The following is a 17,842-nucleotide window of genomic DNA, read 5'->3' as shown; positions in this document are numbered from 1 at the left end:
AAATAACAATAGATAAAAAGTAATAAAATTTATGTTTTCAAAATCTTGTAATTATGCTATAAAAGCATGTATTTTTATTGCTAAACAATCTTTAGAAGATAAAAAAGTAGGTTTTATTGATATTTCAAAAGAAATAGATTCTCCACAAGCGTTTACTGCAAAAATTTTGCAATTAGTTGTAAAAGAAGGAATTATAGATTCGGCTAAAGGAGTAAATGGAGGATTTTATATTCCTAAAAAAAGAATTTCAAACATTTATTTATCTCAAATTGTAAGTGCGATAGATGGCGATGCTGTTTTTAAAGGATGTGGTATTGGACTTTCTCATTGCTCGGAAGATCATCCTTGCCCTGTTCATGATAAATTTAAAGATATCAGAAATGCATTATCAAATATGCTTGAAACCACTAATTTAGAAGAATTGGCTTTAGGAATTAAATCTGGAGAAACTTTTCTCAAATATTAATTCCTAAAACCTTTTTAATTATATTTTAAATAATACATTCAAAAATACATTTCTTCCCATTCGTGGTAAATTATTCCAATCAGTATAAGTTGAATAGGTAGCATCTAATACATTTTCTACTCCACAATTGAACAATATCTTGGTTTTTTCAAGATTCCATTTATATCCCAAATTAAGATTTAAGATTGCATAACTAGGTGTTTTGTCTTCGCCATAGAAAGAATTAAATTCAGTCTGAGTAGTATTCCCTTTAATTGTTAATTCAGCATTTAATTTTCTTTGATTAAAACGTATGCTAGATAAATATCGCATTGGGCTCATAAATGGTAAGCCATCATTTTTATTATCTTTTCCTAAATTGTATCCAAATTTTCCATCCCAGCTCCAATTAGCGTGGAATTTATAATTTACAGATACATCATTAGACCAAATTGTTGCATAATCTAAAGCTGTATAAATTTTAATTCCATTAGCTCCAATTGTCATAGGAGCAATTGTTTCGTCTGGAATTCCTATGATATAATTTGATATATGAAAGTATGATGTAGTAAACTGCACTTTCCATTTATCTTTTTTTAAGCCCAAATTCGCATTTGCCTCAAGCGATTGTTCATTATTTAAATTAGGATTTCCGATATAATCAAAATTATCAAAGCTATTAAATAAATAAAATCCGTAACCTTCAGAAACTGATGGTGCTCTTTCTCCATATCCAATTCCAAGGCCATATTGAAATCCGTTTTTATCTGATGAATAAGTTGCGGAGAAACTTTTTAAAAATCGGTTTTTAATAGATCCCAATTCTGGATAAAATATTTGCAAACTTTCTAATCCAAAATTACTCGCAACTTTATTATTATGCATTCCTAAAGTAGTAGTAATTTTTAAACCAGAGTGGCAATTTAATGACACGTTATCTTCAAAATAAATTCCAGAATACAACGTACGAACATCAGGCCAAGTATACATGAACATTAAGTTTTCGCTTGGATCAGAAGGATACATCGTCATTTCAGCTAGTGAACGATTATAAAATCCGTTTATATTAGCCAAAAAATGATGTTCATTTAATTTTCCATTAATTTTTGAGTAAAAACCATAAGTATCACTCCAACCTGGCATATCCATATGTATTGGAACATTTGGACGTTTTGTATCGTCCATAATGTGTGTAATGGTATTGAAATATAATTTTGTTTCCCAGTTATCGATTGATTCAAAACTTGATTTGTAATTAAATTTTACTGAAGTAATCAAAGCTTCCGCCAACGAAACATCCATAGGTAATGCTGGGTAACCAACGTCTGTTGCTTTATCATAAATAATAGAAGCTTCAAAATTTTTATTTGATGTTAATTGAAAACCAGATGTAGTGGAAAGGTTAAGTTTTCTGAATTGGGAAAACTGAATTTCTTTATCATTTCCTGCTTTAAAATTTTCAGCATCTCGAAACATAACATCAGTATCTACATAAAACAAACTATCCGCATAATTTATTGAAGAACCTGCTATTTTTTGCTTATTATTTGTTTCGTATCCTGAATTTATTCCAAAATTCCAACCTTTGTTAGCAGAATTTTGCTGGTTTCTTTTTAAATTCAAAGTACCTCCAATAGTATTTCCATGACAACTACCTTGTTGACCAGAAGAAATGGTAGCTTCTGATAAATTTGAAATTTCAACATAAGACGTAACTGGGTCCATTTTATCTGTACAAGCACCAAAGATTCGCATTCCATCTATTGTAATTACAGTTCGTTCTGTAGCCATTCCATTTATAATTGGCTCCCAGGCGTAAGCTCCTCTTTTAATTAAATCTACTTTAGATGCTTTTTGTAAAAACTCATCAACTGTAGCTAATGTTTTAGATTCTTTTTCGTGTAATTGAGATTTTGTGCCTATTAAAATTACTTCCTTTAATTCTTTTTTTATAATAGAATCTTGTTCTTGAGCTAATAAATTTCCAAAACAAAATACTAATAGTATTATGACAATATTATTTTTCATTTGGTTTCTATTAAGTATACAGGATTTTTGTTGAATGCAAAATTCAACTCATGTAAGTTTTAAAAAGGTCGTTTTTTTTTCATAACGACCTTTTTAAGATAATTTAAAATTCAATTTCAAAAAAGATACTGCTCGATTCTACGGTATCAGAAATTTCTTCTCCTTTTAAAATATCTCCATTTGTATTAGCTAGTTGTAAATTAATTTTCCAATAACCTGTCATAGTTAATGATAATTTACCATCATAAAATGAATTTGAGTTCATTTGCGTTGCATTAACATTATTAGGAGAACTATGATTACCCATACTAGGCATTCTTGGATCAATTTTAACCGTGTAACCATCAACTATAGGGAAAGTCATCATATTTTGCATTTTCCATACTCCAATTTTGATGTCGTTAATTGCAACTTTAGGATTGGATGGTTCAATCAAAGCTAAAAGATATTTTGTTCCATCAGTTCCCATGAAAGTATTTACAACTCGCTTTTCTGAAGCAGGCACATCTATAACAGATGTTACCGAATAATCAATTTCATCAATAGTATAATCTATTTTTAAATCCCAATATTCCGTATCATTTTGAGCCATTTGAAACATTATATAACCCTTATACAATGTCCCTTCATTAGTAATTTTATTTACTGAAGAAAATGGACAAGAGTGTGACATTGAAGTCATGTGCATAATTGGTGTCCAAGAAATTTCAGCATTTTTAAAATATTCGTTTGAAGTATTGTTTTTAATTCTTAAATTAATTTCATTATATCCTTGTTCTAAAGTTCCTTTGACAGAAAATAATTCAATGGTATGATTATTATTAACAATCTCTTTAAATTTAACAAGACTGTCTAACTCGTTAATAGTTGTTTCATTATCATCGTTTGAACATGAACCCAATGTTAAAGACATAAGAATTCCTAGCCCTAATAAGAGCAATTTTAATATATTTTTCATTTTTAAAATTTTGATTATTCGATTTAATTTATTAGTTGTATAAAATTGAAATTAATCGAATTAACAAGGAGGATGAAAATAATCACTACTACTCATGTGAAAGTATAGGTTTTCGTAGTGAAATTTTGTAATAGATTTAGTATGAAAAATAAACTTTCTAAAATCAAAATTATCTGTCTGAAAAAATAATATTTCAACTTCAGAATTAGATTTTAATTTATTTGTATTATCAGAATTTGTACTTTCACTAATTTTTTTAGCTACATGACATTTACCGTTACAATTTAACTCTGGTTTATCTTTATTTTCACATAATTTAGTTGATATATATTCATAATTAACTACATAGTCAATCACTGGAATAAGTGGTCTTACCAAGAATAAAAAAGCAATTATGAATACAAAACTTTTCATGGTGTAAATTTACAATAGCTTAAATTGATTGAATATGATTGTAGTCATATTTTTTATATTTTTATAAAAATAATTTTGTTTAAGATTTAAAGATATGTTTTTAGACATCGATTTGCTTTTTACTTGGGGCGCAATAGCTAAAGAATATGAAAAAAATGAAATTATATTTGAAGCTGGGGAGCATGCCAATTTTTATTATCAATTAATAGAAGGTAGTGTAAAAATGTTTAATTTGAATGAAGAAGGGAAAGAATTTACACAAGGTGTTTTTTTTGATGGCCAAAGCTTTGGAGAGCCTCCTCTTTTTGTTGATGACTTCTATCCATCGACAGCCCAAACATGTACATCTTCAAAAATTATTAAGCTATCTAAAGATAAATTTTTAAAAATTTTAGAAGAATATCCTTCGTATCAAAAAAAGTTTTTGAATTTGATGGCGCAAAGAAATTTAGCCAAAGCAAAAACATCTCGCGACATTATTAATCAATCACCCGAGCATAGAATCATTTGCTTTTTAGAATCTAAGAAAGATGAAAATTCTATTGAAAAGAAACTTGTCCCTTATACTCGACAAGAAATCGCAAATTTTACAGGGTTGAGAGTTGAAACAGTAATTCGAGAATTGTCTAAAATGAAAAAAAACAAAATTGTAGATATTATTGATCATAAATTATATTATTAATGTTAATTACAAAACAGTCTTGGATAAGAATTTCATTATTTAATTTATTTATTGTTGCTTTTTTAGGGGTTTTAATGCGATATAAAATTAGTTTTGAATTCCCGCTATTGCATCAAAAAAATATTCAACATGCTCATTCACACTTTGCATTTGCTGGCTGGGTTACTCAAACTCTTTTCTTTCTTTTAGTTAATTATTTAGATAAAAGAAACTTAAAAATAAATGTTTTTAAACGGTATAAAAAATTACTACTATTAAATTTAATTTGCGCTTATGGAATGTTAATATCCTTTACAACTAATGGTTATGATTTTATATCAATATTTTTTTCAACTGCTTCAATTTTTATTTCTTTCTTTTTTGCAATTTATTTTTATAAAGATTTAAAAGTTCTCAATACAAACAAAATTGTAACTAACTGGTTTAAGGCAGCCTTATTCTATAATATAATTTCTTCTTTTGGTACTTTTTATTTAGCTTACATGATGGCAAGTAAAAATTTCAATCAAGATTTATATCTATCCTCCATTTACTATTATCTCCATTTTCAATACAATGGTTGGTTTATACTAGCGTGTTTTGGTTTGTTTTTTGATTATTTTAAAATCTCCAGTTCAAAATTTTTAGTTTTATTCCAGAAAATTACGATTTGGACTTGCATCCCAATCTATGTGCTTTCATTATTGTGGTTAAAAATTCCTTCAAGTATATATTTTATTTCAATTATAGCTATTTCAATTCAAACTATTTTTTGGTTCCTATTTCTATTTAAAGTAAAAAAGAACATCTCTTTAAAAAAACATTTTCTAAATCTTATTTTAAAATTCGTTTTGTTTTCAATAAGTATAAAATTCATTTTACAGACACTTTCAACTATACCTGCTTTAAGTAAATTTGCTTTTGGTACAAGACCCGTAATTATTGCTTATTTACATTTAGTTTTATTAGCAATTATTACACTCTCATTATTATTTTTACTAGCTGATGAATTTTTATTAAATAATCAAAAGAAAATAAAAATTAGCCTAACAATTTTTTCATCTGGAGTTTTATTAAATGAAACTTTACTTGCTACTCAAGGTTTTGCATCTATAGAATACATTTCAATTCCATTTATAAATGAATTTCTATTAATTGCAGCTATAATATTAGTTGTCGGTGCATTTTTATTATACTTTTTTTCAAAAAAAAGTATAGCTTATGATTGAACTCATAAAAACAATGTTTGATTTTCAAGTACTTTGTTATAGTTAATTTAAATAGATTTTTATGAAAGTAACCATTAAAACTTTAGTTGCTTTGTTACTATTATTTCAAATTAGTTGTAAACAAAGTGAAACTGATTCAAGTACAGAAAACCAAAATTCTAATACAACTGAAGAATCAGTCGATTTAAGTGTTGGGCAAGAAGGCGTTCAAGATGAGGTTTCTAATCCAAATATTGTTCAAGTGGCATCTGGAAGCCCTGATCATACTACATTAGTTGCTGCAGTTAAAGCAGCTGGATTAGTAACTTCATTAAGTAATGCTGGTCCGTTTACCGTTTTTGCTCCAACAAATTCAGCTTTTGACAAACTTCCAGCAGGTACGGTAGAAGATTTATTAAAGCCTGAAAACAAAGATAAATTAGTAGATATTTTAGGATACCATACTTATGTAGGTGTATTGAAACCAGAATATATGCAAGATGGAGGAGAATACGAAATGGTAACGCCTAAAAAAGTAAAAATCACAAAAGATGGAGACAAAACTTTTGTTAATGGTTCTGAAATAACAGCAACAATAGAAACTTCAAATGGGTTAATACTAGTAATTAACGATGTATTGCTTCCAAAATAAAAGTTGAGGTTGATTTTTAATTCGAAAAAGAGATTGTTTTAAAAAATAATCTCTTTTTTTTAAAAACCACCTAGTCTTACAAATGAACCTAAAATTAACATTGTAGTTGCGATAAGAGTTACAATTGTTATAAAAACAATTAGCAAAAATGTTGGTTTTCCTTTTAAATTTGGAAAAATAAATTTGACTGCACTTAAGGCTAAAATTATAGTTATAAGAAATAAAAATAATTTAAGACTAATAATAGTTTCAATTCCACCATTAAAACTGAACCATTTTGTATATGTAATATCATAATCATTTGCCAATAAAACTCCAGTAAAAAACAATATAATTAATGAAGGCATACCAATAGGTTCAAAGTTTTTTCTAAAATTATTTATAGGATAGATTTTTTTTAATTTTAATGATTTTGGAACATATCTAATTAATAAAATTAAATGGCCGCCAACCCAAATAGTTGCAGTAATTAAATGAATTATTAATAATATATGATGCCTCATTTTAATGAGAAAGCGTTTTAAACATCATTACTTGTGCAATATTTGTGGCTCTTTCTTTAATTTCTTCAGCTTTTTTTCCTTCAAATAGTTCATCGACAGTTTTAGTAAAGACTTTAACCCAATGATTAAAATCTTTTTGGTTCATAGGACTTAAGTTGTGAACTTTTTTATGTGCTTGCATGGGATTACCTGAATAATTTCCAGTATAAAACAGAATATTCTCCCAAAAATTATACATTATTGGCAAATGTTTATTCCAATCTACTTTTGCAACATCAGTAAAAAAATGACCTATTACATCATCTTTTTTAATTTTATCGTAAAAAGTATTTACTAATAAAATAATATCATCTCTATTAGCAATATCTGTTTTATTATTCATAATTATAAATCTTTAGAATTAAACTTTTTAAGAGAAATAAGAAAAGGAATTATAGCCCAAAGAATCAATAAGAAAAAAGATATAAATAATCCTGTTTGTGTTCCAAAAGAATTTTTAAAAATAGCCCCAGTATATCCCATCATTGCAGAAACATCTAAATGAAGTAAGATTTGTATTCGAGCTAAATCTATAGGGTTAAGAGCTGTAATTCCTACCATTGCATTTTCTATTGGATAATCTGAAAATTGGAAGAGTAAAAATAGAACGATGCCATCAAAAATTAAAGCAAAAAATAACCAGGTTAAAATAGCTAAACCAATTCCTCTTGCTTTATCCCTAGTTAATATAGATGATAAAAACGCTAATGCTGTAAAAACTAATGTGATTAAAGTTCCAACAATGAGCATCATAAAACCTACAAAATTAGATGAATATATTAGTAAAGGTAAACCCGCACCTATTAGAAATGATATTACAAGTGCAGTTGTTACAGCAATAAATAAACTTGTCCAAATTTTACTTCTTTTAACGGGCTGACTTACAACTAATTCTATAAATTCTGAACTATTATAAATGTAAATAGTAGCAAAAAGAATAGTAACTAAAGGAACTGTAAATAATATAATATTTAAAATAGTTAACAGTCCTTTTGAGCTATTATCTTCTAATAAAAAAGAACTCCATGCTAATATTGCAATAATAAATGTATAAGCAATAACAATTTTATTCTTAAGAATGTCTATTAAAATTATTTTAATGAGCTTTTTCATTGTTATTTTCTTTTAAAATTTTAGCTATTGCTTTTGATATTTTATCTTCATTTGTAAGCTCTTTTAATTCATGAATTTTTTTATGAAAATGTAAATTCCCATCTTGCATAAAAATAATTTCAGTAATTAAATCGTCTAATTCACTAAGTAAATGAGATGTAATTAAAATTAATTTACCATTTTGCTTTTCCTTAATTATTTTCTCTTTTAAAATTTCAGAAGCTAAAGGATCTAATCCTGCTGTTGGTTCATCTAAGATTAATATTTTAGGATTAAATAAAAAAGCTAAAACAGCACTTACTTTTTGAGTAGTTCCACCAGAAAGTGTACGCATTTGTTTTTGAAACATATTTTCAAGATTAAATGCTTTTAACAAATCTGTATCTAAATTATCATTTTGATTACGAATAGTCTTTACCATTTCTATAACTTGTCCAATAGTCATATTTTCAGGATATCTACCTATCTGTGGCATATATCCAATATCGTTTCTATACTCATTTTGACCTTTAATATTGATTCCATCAACTGTAATTGTACCCGAATTAGGTAAAACCATTCCTAAAATAGATTTAATTATTGTGGTTTTCCCACAACCATTAGGCCCAATAAGAGCAATACATTCGCCTGAATGGCAGCTTAAATTTATATTATTTAGAACTTGAAATTTTCCAAAACTTTTATTCAATTGTCGAATTTCTATCATCTTTTTATTGGCTTCATTAATGGATAATTGTCAGCAAAATTATCTGGGGTTATACTTGGTAATACTTTTTCTGATTTGTCTAATAAGGTAATCATAAAACTTCTGTAAAGTAACATTGCTGAAGGGGTGTTTTCGGTTAAAACAGAAAATAAACTTAAAGGATGAAAAGGGACATCACCTAAATTATCTTTATTTAGATCATAACCTTCATATTTATCCCAAAAATTATAATTAAAGTTATTAAGCACCAAACTTCCATTAGTCCCCATATCAAAAGTATTATTAATGAAATTATTGTGATTGAAAGTATTATCATCACAACTAGCTTGAATTTTTACAGCCCAACCATTATCTTTAAAATCGTTATTTTTGAATTTTATTCGACTTGATCCTTCCATATATACCGCTGTAGTATTTTTTACAAAATAATTATTTAAAATATTACTATCGGTTATTTCTTTTAACAAAAGACCATAAGCTGATTGCCCCCAATTTTCGTCGAATAAATTATTCATCATTGTCACATTTCTTGTGTACATAACTGCCACTCCAGCTCCATTATTTCTAAATACATTTGTAATGTAAGAATTGTTGTGTGAAAACATAAAATGTAATCCATATCTAATATTATTTTCAACTATGTTTCTCCAAATTACCGACTCAGAAACAAATTCAAAATAAATTCCGTCTCTATGACCTTGTACTTTATTATTTATTACTTGAATATTAGTACTCTTCCAACAATGAATTCCATTTCCTAATTGTTGTTCTTCTTTTCCATAAGCTTTTAATTGGTTGTCTTTAATAATGCATTTGTCTCCATTTTGAATATATATGCCAAAAAAGTTATTGTCGAGGATGTTATTTTCAATAACTACATTATTAACAGTATAAGTTTTTATTGCCGCAGGATCTGTAATAGTTCCATAAGCACCATTAATTACTTTAAAACCTTTAAAAATAACACTATCATGTTTTATAGAAAAAACTTCAACTTTTTTTTCGCCATCAAATGTAGGATAGTCTTTACCAATTAAAATGAGTCTTTTATTAATAATAATATTCCCTTCTCTGTAAATTCCTTTATGGACAAATATTGTATCACCATCTTTTGCAATTGAAATAGCTTTAGTTAATGATTTTATGGCATGATTTGAACCTACATTAATAGTATTACCATAAGTAAAAGTTAGATTAATATATAGTATTAAAATAATAAAGCGTGTCATTTAAATTACTTTATTTAAAGAGATTATTAATTTCATTCCAATTAGTCATAATGGCATTTAATTTAATTTTATGTTCTTCAAACTCTAACTCATCTTTAAATGCAGCAATGTTTCCTCTCATGGGACTTGAAATATTTCCTCCTTTTAAAAAAAAAGCTTCATCAATTGAAATCAGAGAGTTTTCTTTTGAAAAGTCGTTTACATAAGATTTATCAATGGAAATGTTATTTTCATGATTATAAGAAACCATACATCTTATATCGTCGAATTTATAAACTCTTCCTTTAGATGTGATAATTTCCGAAGCGAATTTTCCATCAGAAATCTTCATCTTACAAAATTCGCATTGATCAACATTAAGTTTTATTGGTTCGGCTTCTTTTTTAGAACAACCAATAGTAATTAAAAAAAATGATAAAATTAAATATCGCATATTAATTATTTTGAAAATTTATATTCTTTAATTATAATTAAAGATAAGAGGAAACCAGCCGTAACCAAAAGCCAACCACCTGTATCTGGTATAGAGTACGCACCAAAATTTAATAACTCTTTATATCCTAAAACTGGAGGTTGATATGCCATTCCTGGAACTTTTATAGCCGCATTTGGATCTAAATTATGTCCATATTCATAATTCCATCTGTAAAAATCAATTCCAGCTAAAATTACAAACAGTACAAACACAACTCCAAAAACAATTAACCCTTTTTTCTTATTAAGAAAAGCTATTACTAAAGACAGTAAAGAAAAAAAGCCCATTATATATGGTATAATTTTAAATTCAAAAAAGTTTTCTGTATGCAAAGTTGCCATTCCAATATAATGATTTAAACCATTAATTATTTCTACATCTCCTGCAATTTTATTAGCATGAAGTTGAAGAACCAACCCTTCAGGATATTGAGGCGCATCTAATTCAATTCGCCACATTGGATAAAAGAGAGAGCCAACAAACAATAAGGCAATAATTACTAATACAACTTTTGTAATTATTGATAAACTATTTTTTTTCATAATTTTTTAAATTTATTTTTTTAAATGAAATCGTTTGTTTTATTGGTTTAAAAAAGGGAGCACTAGCTCCCTTTAAATCTTATTTAATCTATTCTGAAGCTTTAGGAAGGTTAGTCCCAACACTATACGTTAGTGGCACATTACTGCCAGCAGGAGATACTCTAATGTAACCTTGCATTTCTTGGTGTAAAGCGCTACAAAAATCTGTACAATAGAATACAGAAGTTCCTACACGTTCTGGAATCCATTTTAAAGTAGATGTTTCACCTGGCATAATTAGTAACTCAGCATTTTTAGCTCCTCTTACTGAGAAACCATGAGGTACATCCCAATCCTGCTCTAAATTTGTTACGTGGAAATAAACTTCGTCTCCAACTCTAATTCCTTCAATGTTATCAGGAGCAAAGTGAGAACGAACTGAGGTCATGTAAACATGAACTTTATTACCTTCTCTAACAACTTTAGATTCTTTTTCGCCTTTAGTTACAAATGGATGTTTGTTTTCTTCTAATTTATAGAATTTTAATTGTCCATTATTTCTGATTAAATCGGCAGGGGCAGCTTGTGCATAATGTGGTTCTCCAATAGTAGGGAAATCTAAAAGCAACTGCATTTTATCACCACTTATATCATATAATTGAGCGGATTGAGTTAATTCCGGGCCAGTTGGCAGATATCTATCTTTAGTTATTTTGTTATAAGCAATTAAATATTTACCGAATGGTTTTTTTGTATCACCACCTGGTATAGTTAAGTGACCAACTGAATAATAAGTAGGCACTCTATCTAATACTTTAAGTGTTTTAATATCCCATTTAACAACTTCTGAAGAAACAAACATTGTTGTATAAGCGTTACCTTTTCCGTCAAATTCAGTATGTAGAGGTCCTAGACCTGGTTTTTGTACTTCACCATGTAGAACTGCGTCATATTTAAGAACTGGTAATCCAAAATAATCACCTTCATAATTTTTGTTTTCAATTGCACTCAACATTTTAGTATAACTGAAAACAGGAATTAATGCAGCAAGTTTTCCACTTCCACAAATATATTCACCAGTAGGGTCAACATCACAACCATGTGGAGATTTTGGACAAGGAATCATGTAACAAATATCTTCAAACTCAGTTGCATCTAAAACTAGAACTTCTTCTTTTATAGTAGATGTTGCAGAATGAGTTTCATCATTCCATCTATTAACCGCATATTTAGCTTTTTCTTTTTTACCCTTACCTGCTTTAATATATTCCTCGGCTTTTTTCCAGTTAACTGCCATGATAAAGTCTTTATCTTTTTGAGAAGCGTTAACTTCTAATAAAGTGTTTGCTTGCTCAGAGTTGTAACAAGAGAAAAAGAACCAACCATGAGATTTACCTTTACCAGCATGTGACAAGTCGAAATTAACGGCTGGCAAGCGTAATTGAAAAGCAATATCCATTTTCCCGTCGTCTTCAACTTTTACAAAACTTACGTGTGCTTTATAATTTTCTTTATACGTATTAATAGGCACATCACCATTTTCATAATCACCTGGGACTCCAAAACGAGTTCCAGCAACCACATATTCTGTGTTCTCTGTTATAAAAGGAGAAGAGTGATTACCTGCTGAATTCGGTAATTCTATTATTTCAGCAGTTTTGAATCTTTTTAAATCAATTCTTGCAATACGTGGCGTATTATTTCCATTGATGAATACCCAACGCCCATCAACCTCTCCATTTGTTTGAGATAATTCCGGATGGTGAGCATCATCCCAAGGAATATAGCCATAAGAAGTATTTAACATCGCTTTGGTTTCTTCACTATATCCCCAACCTGTTTCCGCATCTTGTGAAAAAACTGGAATAACTTTTAACATTCTTCCACTAGGCAAACCGTAAACACTCATTTGTCCACTAAATCCACCCGATACAAAATTGTAAAATTCATCATATTTCCCAGGAGCCACATATACTTTTGAAGCGGCATCTCCTGTAACTGCATCACTTGTGTTTTTTGGCTTACAAGAATCTAGAAAAGCTAGTGTAAGCAAGGAAAACATACTTAATTTAATAAAACTATTTTTCATACTTATAAAATTTATTTTTTTATTTAATTGTAAACCGCTTTCACCCAATTTACAATTACAATAAATTGTTAGTTTTAATTTACGCCATCATTTTTACGCATAAATTCTAAAATTTGTCTTGCTTCATCATCACCAACACCTTGATTAGGCATTCTTACTAAACAAATTTCTAATTGAGCTTGTAATTCTGGATCTTTGTCTATCATTGGGTCGGGGTTTGTGATAAAGTTCATAATCCATTCTGGTTTTCTTCTTTCAGTTACTCCTTTCCAACCTGGTCCAACTAATTTCTCTTCTGTTAATTTATGACATGAAGTACATTTAACTTCAGCCACTTTTTGTCCAGCATCTGCCATTGCACCATTTAAACCAGTGCCTAAGTCTACATTTTCAAATTTCCCTTCTCCTCGATGTGGATCATAATCAGAAGAAGAATTTGTCTCAGTAGTTGTTTCATTAGATTCTGATGCAGCTGGTTTTGAAAAATCATCTTGATTTTCTTTTTTACCACAAGCAATAAACATTGCAAACGTTAATGCTAATAATACTAATTTGTTCATAATTGAATTTGATTTTAATAAATTATAATACAAAGTTCCTTTAATTAAACAAATTGTGGTATGATTACAATCATAAACACAAAAACCTTCAATGTAATTATTGAAGGTTTAAAACAGTAAAAGAAATTGAATTTAGAATTTTGTTTCTTTTAAAATAACATTTGTTAATATTGAATTAGAAATAAGACATGCCTTTTCTGCTTTTGCGATGATTTTATTAGCCTTTTCTTTTTCTTCATTGTTTTTTAATTTTAGTGAAGGCTCTAAAATTACTTCTGTCATGAGAAATTTATCTTCAACTTTTTCTAGAATACCTGTTGCTTTACAGTTAAAATTTAAAACTTCTAATTTTGAAAAATCGGCAATTGCTAAAAAAGTAGTCATAAAACAACTTTGAACTGCTGCAGTAAATAAATGTTCTGGCGACCAAAATCCAGCAATTCCTTTATCGAATTCTGGCGGTGTTACTACTTCAATTGTAGATGAAAATTCAGGAGATGAAAGTACTCCTTTGCGCTCTCCAATCCACTCTAAATCTAAATTATATTGATGCTTTTCCATATTTAAATGTGTTTAATTGTAAATTATTTAATTTCTCTTTTAAAACCAAAAGATCATTCTGTATCTCGTTTGCGCTTTGAATGAATTTATTTTTGAACAAGCTTTCATAATACGAAATCCCTTGAATTAAATTATTTTGAAAAGCCTCCCATTTTTTTATTTGTTGGGGTGTTATTTCGAAAGCATCATTAATTTGGTTGGACAAATAGGAAACATACAAACCTAATTCTTTCACAAACATATTAGGTCTATTGGTATTTTTTTCGATTTCCTTCTTGCCGTAAATGTGCTGAATCATCTCTTTCAATGAAAATTCTCTAGAAAAATAAGCCATATTTGGACCAGGACAAATCACAACGCCTTGTGCTTGACCCTTAATTGGAATTCCTAATTCGATAAGACTTGCATTTGCTAATCCCACACACAAACATGATTTTTCTGTAATTGAATTATATTCTTTGTTGTAAACTTCGAACGTAATGCTATTGCGTTTTGCTTCTAATTCTTCTATTTTCTTATCTTGATGTTTTTTAGATGCGGTACAAGTGCCTTCTTTTTTGTATTCTTTACTTAACGCTAAATACTTCTTTGGACAAGAACTTCCTGCTTTTCCCGAAGCGATGCGTTGGCTTTTAAAGAAATCATTTGTCATGCCTTTAATCGTATTGAACGGAACTCCCAAAGGCGAAATGTTACTCAAATACAAATCTTTTTCTTTCGCATCAGCCAATAATTTTCTAGTTTCAGCATCAACTGAAGTAGCTTCTGGAACTAAAAGAAATGGTGAGCCCCAACCTACAGCATCCACTTGATAATGGTCTAATAAAAACTGATGTTCCTCTGCTGTTCCTACGCCACCTTGAACTGTAATTTTTAAAATAGGTGGTTCGTTTGGTACTTCCTTATTTTTTGAAGTTAAAGCATTTATCAATAGCAAATAAGCCGATTGAATCAACTCGTCTTTTTTGTTTTTGAATTCTTCTAAAATTGGACCTAATAAAAATCCATCCGTGGCAAAAGCGTGACCACCACAATTTAGTCCCGATTCGATTCGATATTCAGAAACCCAAAGTCCTTTTTTAGCTAGAAAATTTCCTTGAATCATTGCCGAACGAAAATCGCTTACTTTCAAAATGATTTTCTTTTGAAATTGTCCGTTTGCATTGGGGTAAAATGCATCGAAAGTTTCCATGTAACTATACAATCTTGGGTTCATTCCGGCAGAAAAAACTATCGATGAATTTGTGGTACTGTTTACAAAACCTCGTAAAGCGGCATGCGCATCGTTATAAATTACTGGCAATTGTTCGTCTTCACTAAAATTATCTTTATCAATTTTAGTCATGATATTCACATCGATACTTCCTGGTGCAAAATGATGGTCAAGAATTGTTTTTAATTCCACCATATTGTTTTTTCTTGAATCGATTAAATGTTCTAATTTGAGTTTCAATTCTGATGTTGTTGGCAAAATGGCGATGAAATCTTCTAATTGGGTTCTTTTTTCAATTAATTCAGATTTGAAACTTTCGAACTTTTGAGTAACAACTGTATCGAGTAAATTCAAATAATTGGTAATTCTTATCGCTCTAAAATCTTCTACTTTTTGCGAGATTTCTTCATAAGGTTGCTTGAATTTTTTAGCATAAAAAGCAGTCATTTTTTCAATCAAATCGTCATCCATAATCGAAATTACAGAATCAATTCCGTATTGTGCCACACGTATTGGACTATCAATAGTAAAAGCCAATCCCATAACAGGAATGTGAAAAGTGTGTACGTTTTGTTGTAAAGTCATATTGTTTTAATTGTTAATTTCTATCTACTTAATAAAAACCAATTACAAATAGAATTAAATTAGTTAGTTTGATATATGATTATTATCATCACTCAAAACATTAAAGTAAAATGATCAAAATTATCATCATTAAACTACCAAAACCTAAAATCATATATTTCCAAAAAGGATGCGCTTTTTTTAATTCCATAAATTGAAAAGCTACCAACCAAAACTTAATTAAAGCTAAAGTCACAACCGTTGTTGCCATAATCTCTGCACTTACATTTAATGCTAAAAAAGCAGCAATTACAGTTAGTGCCAACAACAAAATAAACGTAGAAGAAATTGTATCTTTCATAATCTATCATTTAAAAAAGTAAATAAAGTACTGGAAATAAAAGCAACCAAATTAAATCGCACATGTGCCAAAAACTGGCGCTAGCTTCGATGTTTTCAAAGGTTGCTTCTGTTTGTTTTTTTCTAATGGAAAACGTAATTACTAATAAAATTACCAATCCAACAACTACATGTATAAAATGAAAACCCGTTAATAGCCAATAAAATCTAAAAAACGAATTGTAATCCATGTGTAATCCGGCGTCTAATTTTTCGTAATATTCAAATGATTTTAAAACTAAAAATCCAAGACCTCCAACCATTGCACAATTGAAATAAAACAACGTCTTTTTGATATTAGCGGCTTTAAAAAAATGAATTCCTTTGGCTACAAAAAAACCACTAGTTAACAACAAAATCGTATTTATTGTTCCAATTTTTTTATTCAGTTTTAAACTACTGTTATGAAATAATTCACGCTCTTCTGAACCGTAATACGCTAATGCTAAAATTGCCATTCCGAAAGTGATAAGCTCCAAATAAGTAATAATCCAAATTAAAATGCCCCCTGGCGGATAGTATATTGATTTTTCTTTTATCTCCATTCTAACAATCTTTTTTCTCCATTAATTTGCTTGATGTCGGTAATATCTTGTGACATTTCGATTACGCCTTTGTAATGTTTCTGAGCATCATGAACTGCGAAATAACGAATGTAAATCAGACGCTCTTTGTAGTTAATCCAGAAAGAAGCTTCGTTTTGTTCGCCTTTTCTAAACGCTTCTAAAATTTGCAAAACAGTATCCACACTTTTAGGCGGATGACAAAAACGAACTTCTCTACCAATAATTCCAGCACTTCTCGGAAAAACACGTTCTTCACCGCGATTGTAGAAAATTACTTTATCGTTTTCATCTACATACGTTAAATCAATTGGTAATGTTTTGAATAGTAAGTTCACTTGTTCAACAGTCATAAAGCCTTCATCGTAATGCGTTGCGTTTTCGTTGAAAACCACATCGGTTCTGCATTCTGTATTTTGAGAAGGATGAATGTATTCTGATTCTTTTGGAAATTTTGGTGGAGTTTCTGTCAACATCCAACCAATTTCGTCTTCACCTTTTCGCATTTTTATCCAATCTTCATCTGATAACATTTCTAAAGCATTCGGAAATAAAACGTTTTCTTCTACTTCTAATAGACGATATAAATTTTGAGAAATCAAATTGGTATTATGCTTGGCTGAAGTAAAATCTTGGTCTTCTAAATTTTTTCTAACAATTCGAAACATTTCTCTAATCGTATCGTGAAACGACCACATATTTCGAGAAGGTCCTGTCCAGCCTTTTTGTTCTAAAAACGGAAATAATTGATTTTCTTTTCGTTCAAATCGTCTTTCAACAGTTGCTAAATGATTGAAAATGTTATAAAATTTCTGAAATTCTTCTTTTGGATTAATACTATTTAATTCTTCTAATAATTGATGAATCAAATCGGTTTCTACAAAATAAGTATGAATAGGATGTCCTTCAATCACTTTTGTATGTGTTTCTGATGTTGACAT

Annotated in this window: 21 protein-coding genes; 4 read left to right on the top strand and 17 right to left on the bottom strand. The window is 29.0% G+C overall.

Annotation, left to right across the window (positions count from 1 at the left end; genetic code table 11):
* Nucleotides 1-31: 31 nt before the first annotated feature.
* Nucleotides 32-466 carry an RrF2 family transcriptional regulator gene (locus KK2020170_RS06215; protein ID WP_072784523.1) on the top strand — a complete coding sequence of 145 codons (435 nt, stop codon included), beginning with the start codon at nt 32-34 and terminating at the stop codon, nt 464-466.
* An 18-nt stretch (nt 467-484) separates the two neighbouring features.
* Here the strand turns inward: KK2020170_RS06215 and KK2020170_RS06210 are convergent, their stop codons facing one another.
* The 3 genes from KK2020170_RS06210 to KK2020170_RS06200 form a co-directional block, all read right to left on the bottom strand.
* Nucleotides 485-2,473 carry a TonB-dependent receptor plug domain-containing protein gene (locus KK2020170_RS06210; protein WP_221259929.1) on the bottom strand — a complete coding sequence of 663 codons (1,989 nt, stop codon included), beginning with the start codon at nt 2,471-2,473 and terminating at the stop codon, nt 485-487.
* A 103-nt stretch (nt 2,474-2,576) separates the two neighbouring features.
* The gene (locus KK2020170_RS06205; protein WP_227658664.1) at nt 2,577-3,431 is read right to left on the bottom strand and encodes a hypothetical protein; all 855 of its coding nucleotides are present in this window, start codon (nt 3,429-3,431) and stop codon (nt 2,577-2,579) included.
* Between the two features lie 60 nt (nt 3,432-3,491).
* On the bottom strand, nt 3,492-3,845 hold the full coding sequence (locus tag KK2020170_RS06200; RefSeq protein ID WP_072784520.1) for a hypothetical protein: 354 nt from the start codon (nt 3,843-3,845) through the stop codon (nt 3,492-3,494).
* A gap of 94 nt (nt 3,846-3,939) precedes the next feature.
* Between KK2020170_RS06200 and KK2020170_RS06195 the strand changes: the two genes are divergently transcribed.
* The 3 genes from KK2020170_RS06195 (at nt 3,940) to KK2020170_RS06185 (ending at nt 6,366) form a co-directional block, all read left to right on the top strand.
* The gene (locus tag KK2020170_RS06195) at nt 3,940-4,527 is read left to right on the top strand and encodes a Crp/Fnr family transcriptional regulator (RefSeq protein WP_072784519.1); all 588 of its coding nucleotides are present in this window, start codon (nt 3,940-3,942) and stop codon (nt 4,525-4,527) included.
* Nucleotides 4,527-5,735: a hypothetical protein gene (locus KK2020170_RS06190; protein WP_072784518.1), complete on the top strand. Its 1,209-nt coding sequence runs from the start codon at nt 4,527-4,529 to the stop codon at nt 5,733-5,735. Before KK2020170_RS06195 ends, KK2020170_RS06190 begins: the two co-directional genes overlap by 1 nt.
* A 61-nt stretch (nt 5,736-5,796) precedes the next feature.
* The gene (locus KK2020170_RS06185) at nt 5,797-6,366 is read left to right on the top strand and encodes a fasciclin domain-containing protein (protein ID WP_072784517.1); all 570 of its coding nucleotides are present in this window, start codon (nt 5,797-5,799) and stop codon (nt 6,364-6,366) included.
* Nucleotides 6,367-6,425: 59 nt separating this feature from the next.
* On the opposite strand, the gene KK2020170_RS06180 is transcribed toward KK2020170_RS06185, so the two are convergent.
* From KK2020170_RS06180 to KK2020170_RS06115, 14 genes are all read right to left on the bottom strand, one after another.
* Nucleotides 6,426-6,869 (bottom strand): copper resistance protein CopD, encoded by a 444-nt coding sequence (locus KK2020170_RS06180; protein ID WP_072784516.1) that lies wholly within the window; start codon nt 6,867-6,869, stop codon nt 6,426-6,428.
* A gap of 1 nt (nt 6,870) precedes the next feature.
* Complete coding sequence (locus KK2020170_RS06175; RefSeq protein WP_072784515.1) at nt 6,871-7,251, bottom strand: group III truncated hemoglobin; 381 nt, start codon at nt 7,249-7,251, stop codon at nt 6,871-6,873.
* 2 nt (nt 7,252-7,253) lie between these two features.
* On the bottom strand, nt 7,254-8,021 hold the full coding sequence (locus tag KK2020170_RS06170) for an ABC transporter permease subunit (RefSeq protein WP_072784514.1): 768 nt from the start codon (nt 8,019-8,021) through the stop codon (nt 7,254-7,256).
* Nucleotides 8,005-8,727, bottom strand: coding sequence for an ABC transporter ATP-binding protein (locus KK2020170_RS06165; RefSeq protein WP_072784513.1), 723 nt, complete (start codon nt 8,725-8,727; stop codon nt 8,005-8,007). The genes KK2020170_RS06170 and KK2020170_RS06165 overlap by 17 nt, the downstream gene beginning before the upstream one ends.
* A complete protein-coding gene (gene nosD, locus KK2020170_RS06160; RefSeq protein ID WP_221259928.1) occupies nt 8,724-9,956 on the bottom strand; it encodes a nitrous oxide reductase family maturation protein NosD in 1,233 nt (410 codons plus the stop codon). Before nosD ends, KK2020170_RS06165 begins: the two co-directional genes overlap by 4 nt.
* A 10-nt stretch (nt 9,957-9,966) precedes the next feature.
* Nucleotides 9,967-10,389, bottom strand: a complete 423-nt coding sequence (locus KK2020170_RS06155; protein ID WP_221259927.1) for a nitrous oxide reductase accessory protein NosL — start codon at nt 10,387-10,389, stop codon at nt 9,967-9,969.
* Between the two features lie 5 nt (nt 10,390-10,394).
* Complete coding sequence (locus KK2020170_RS06150; protein WP_072784501.1) at nt 10,395-10,973, bottom strand: hypothetical protein; 579 nt, start codon at nt 10,971-10,973, stop codon at nt 10,395-10,397.
* Nucleotides 10,974-11,061: 88 nt separating this feature from the next.
* On the bottom strand, nt 11,062-13,041 hold the full coding sequence (nosZ, locus tag KK2020170_RS06145) for a Sec-dependent nitrous-oxide reductase (protein WP_072784673.1): 1,980 nt from the start codon (nt 13,039-13,041) through the stop codon (nt 11,062-11,064).
* 74 nt (nt 13,042-13,115) lie between these two features.
* Entirely contained in the window at nt 13,116-13,601 is a 486-nt protein-coding gene (locus KK2020170_RS06140) for a c-type cytochrome (RefSeq protein WP_072784500.1), read from the bottom strand.
* Nucleotides 13,602-13,733: 132 nt separating this feature from the next.
* Nucleotides 13,734-14,162, bottom strand: a complete 429-nt coding sequence (locus tag KK2020170_RS06135) for an OsmC family protein (RefSeq protein WP_072784498.1) — start codon at nt 14,160-14,162, stop codon at nt 13,734-13,736.
* Nucleotides 14,143-15,960: a hypothetical protein gene (locus KK2020170_RS06130; protein WP_221259926.1), complete on the bottom strand. Its 1,818-nt coding sequence runs from the start codon at nt 15,958-15,960 to the stop codon at nt 14,143-14,145. Before KK2020170_RS06130 ends, KK2020170_RS06135 begins: the two co-directional genes overlap by 20 nt.
* A gap of 100 nt (nt 15,961-16,060) precedes the next feature.
* Nucleotides 16,061-16,300: a cytochrome C oxidase subunit IV family protein gene (locus KK2020170_RS06125; protein WP_084656955.1), complete on the bottom strand. Its 240-nt coding sequence runs from the start codon at nt 16,298-16,300 to the stop codon at nt 16,061-16,063.
* A 10-nt stretch (nt 16,301-16,310) separates the two neighbouring features.
* Complete coding sequence (locus KK2020170_RS06120; RefSeq protein ID WP_072784494.1) at nt 16,311-16,883, bottom strand: cytochrome c oxidase subunit 3; 573 nt, start codon at nt 16,881-16,883, stop codon at nt 16,311-16,313.
* Nucleotides 16,874-17,842: a DUF438 domain-containing protein gene (locus tag KK2020170_RS06115; protein ID WP_221259925.1), complete on the bottom strand. Its 969-nt coding sequence runs from the start codon at nt 17,840-17,842 to the stop codon at nt 16,874-16,876. Before KK2020170_RS06115 ends, KK2020170_RS06120 begins: the two co-directional genes overlap by 10 nt.

Origin of the sequence: Flavobacterium okayamense, assembly GCF_019702945.1 — a bacterium.
GTDB lineage: Bacteria > Bacteroidota > Bacteroidia > Flavobacteriales > Flavobacteriaceae > Flavobacterium > Flavobacterium okayamense.
This window is presented reverse-complemented; position numbering and strand designations above follow the sequence as displayed.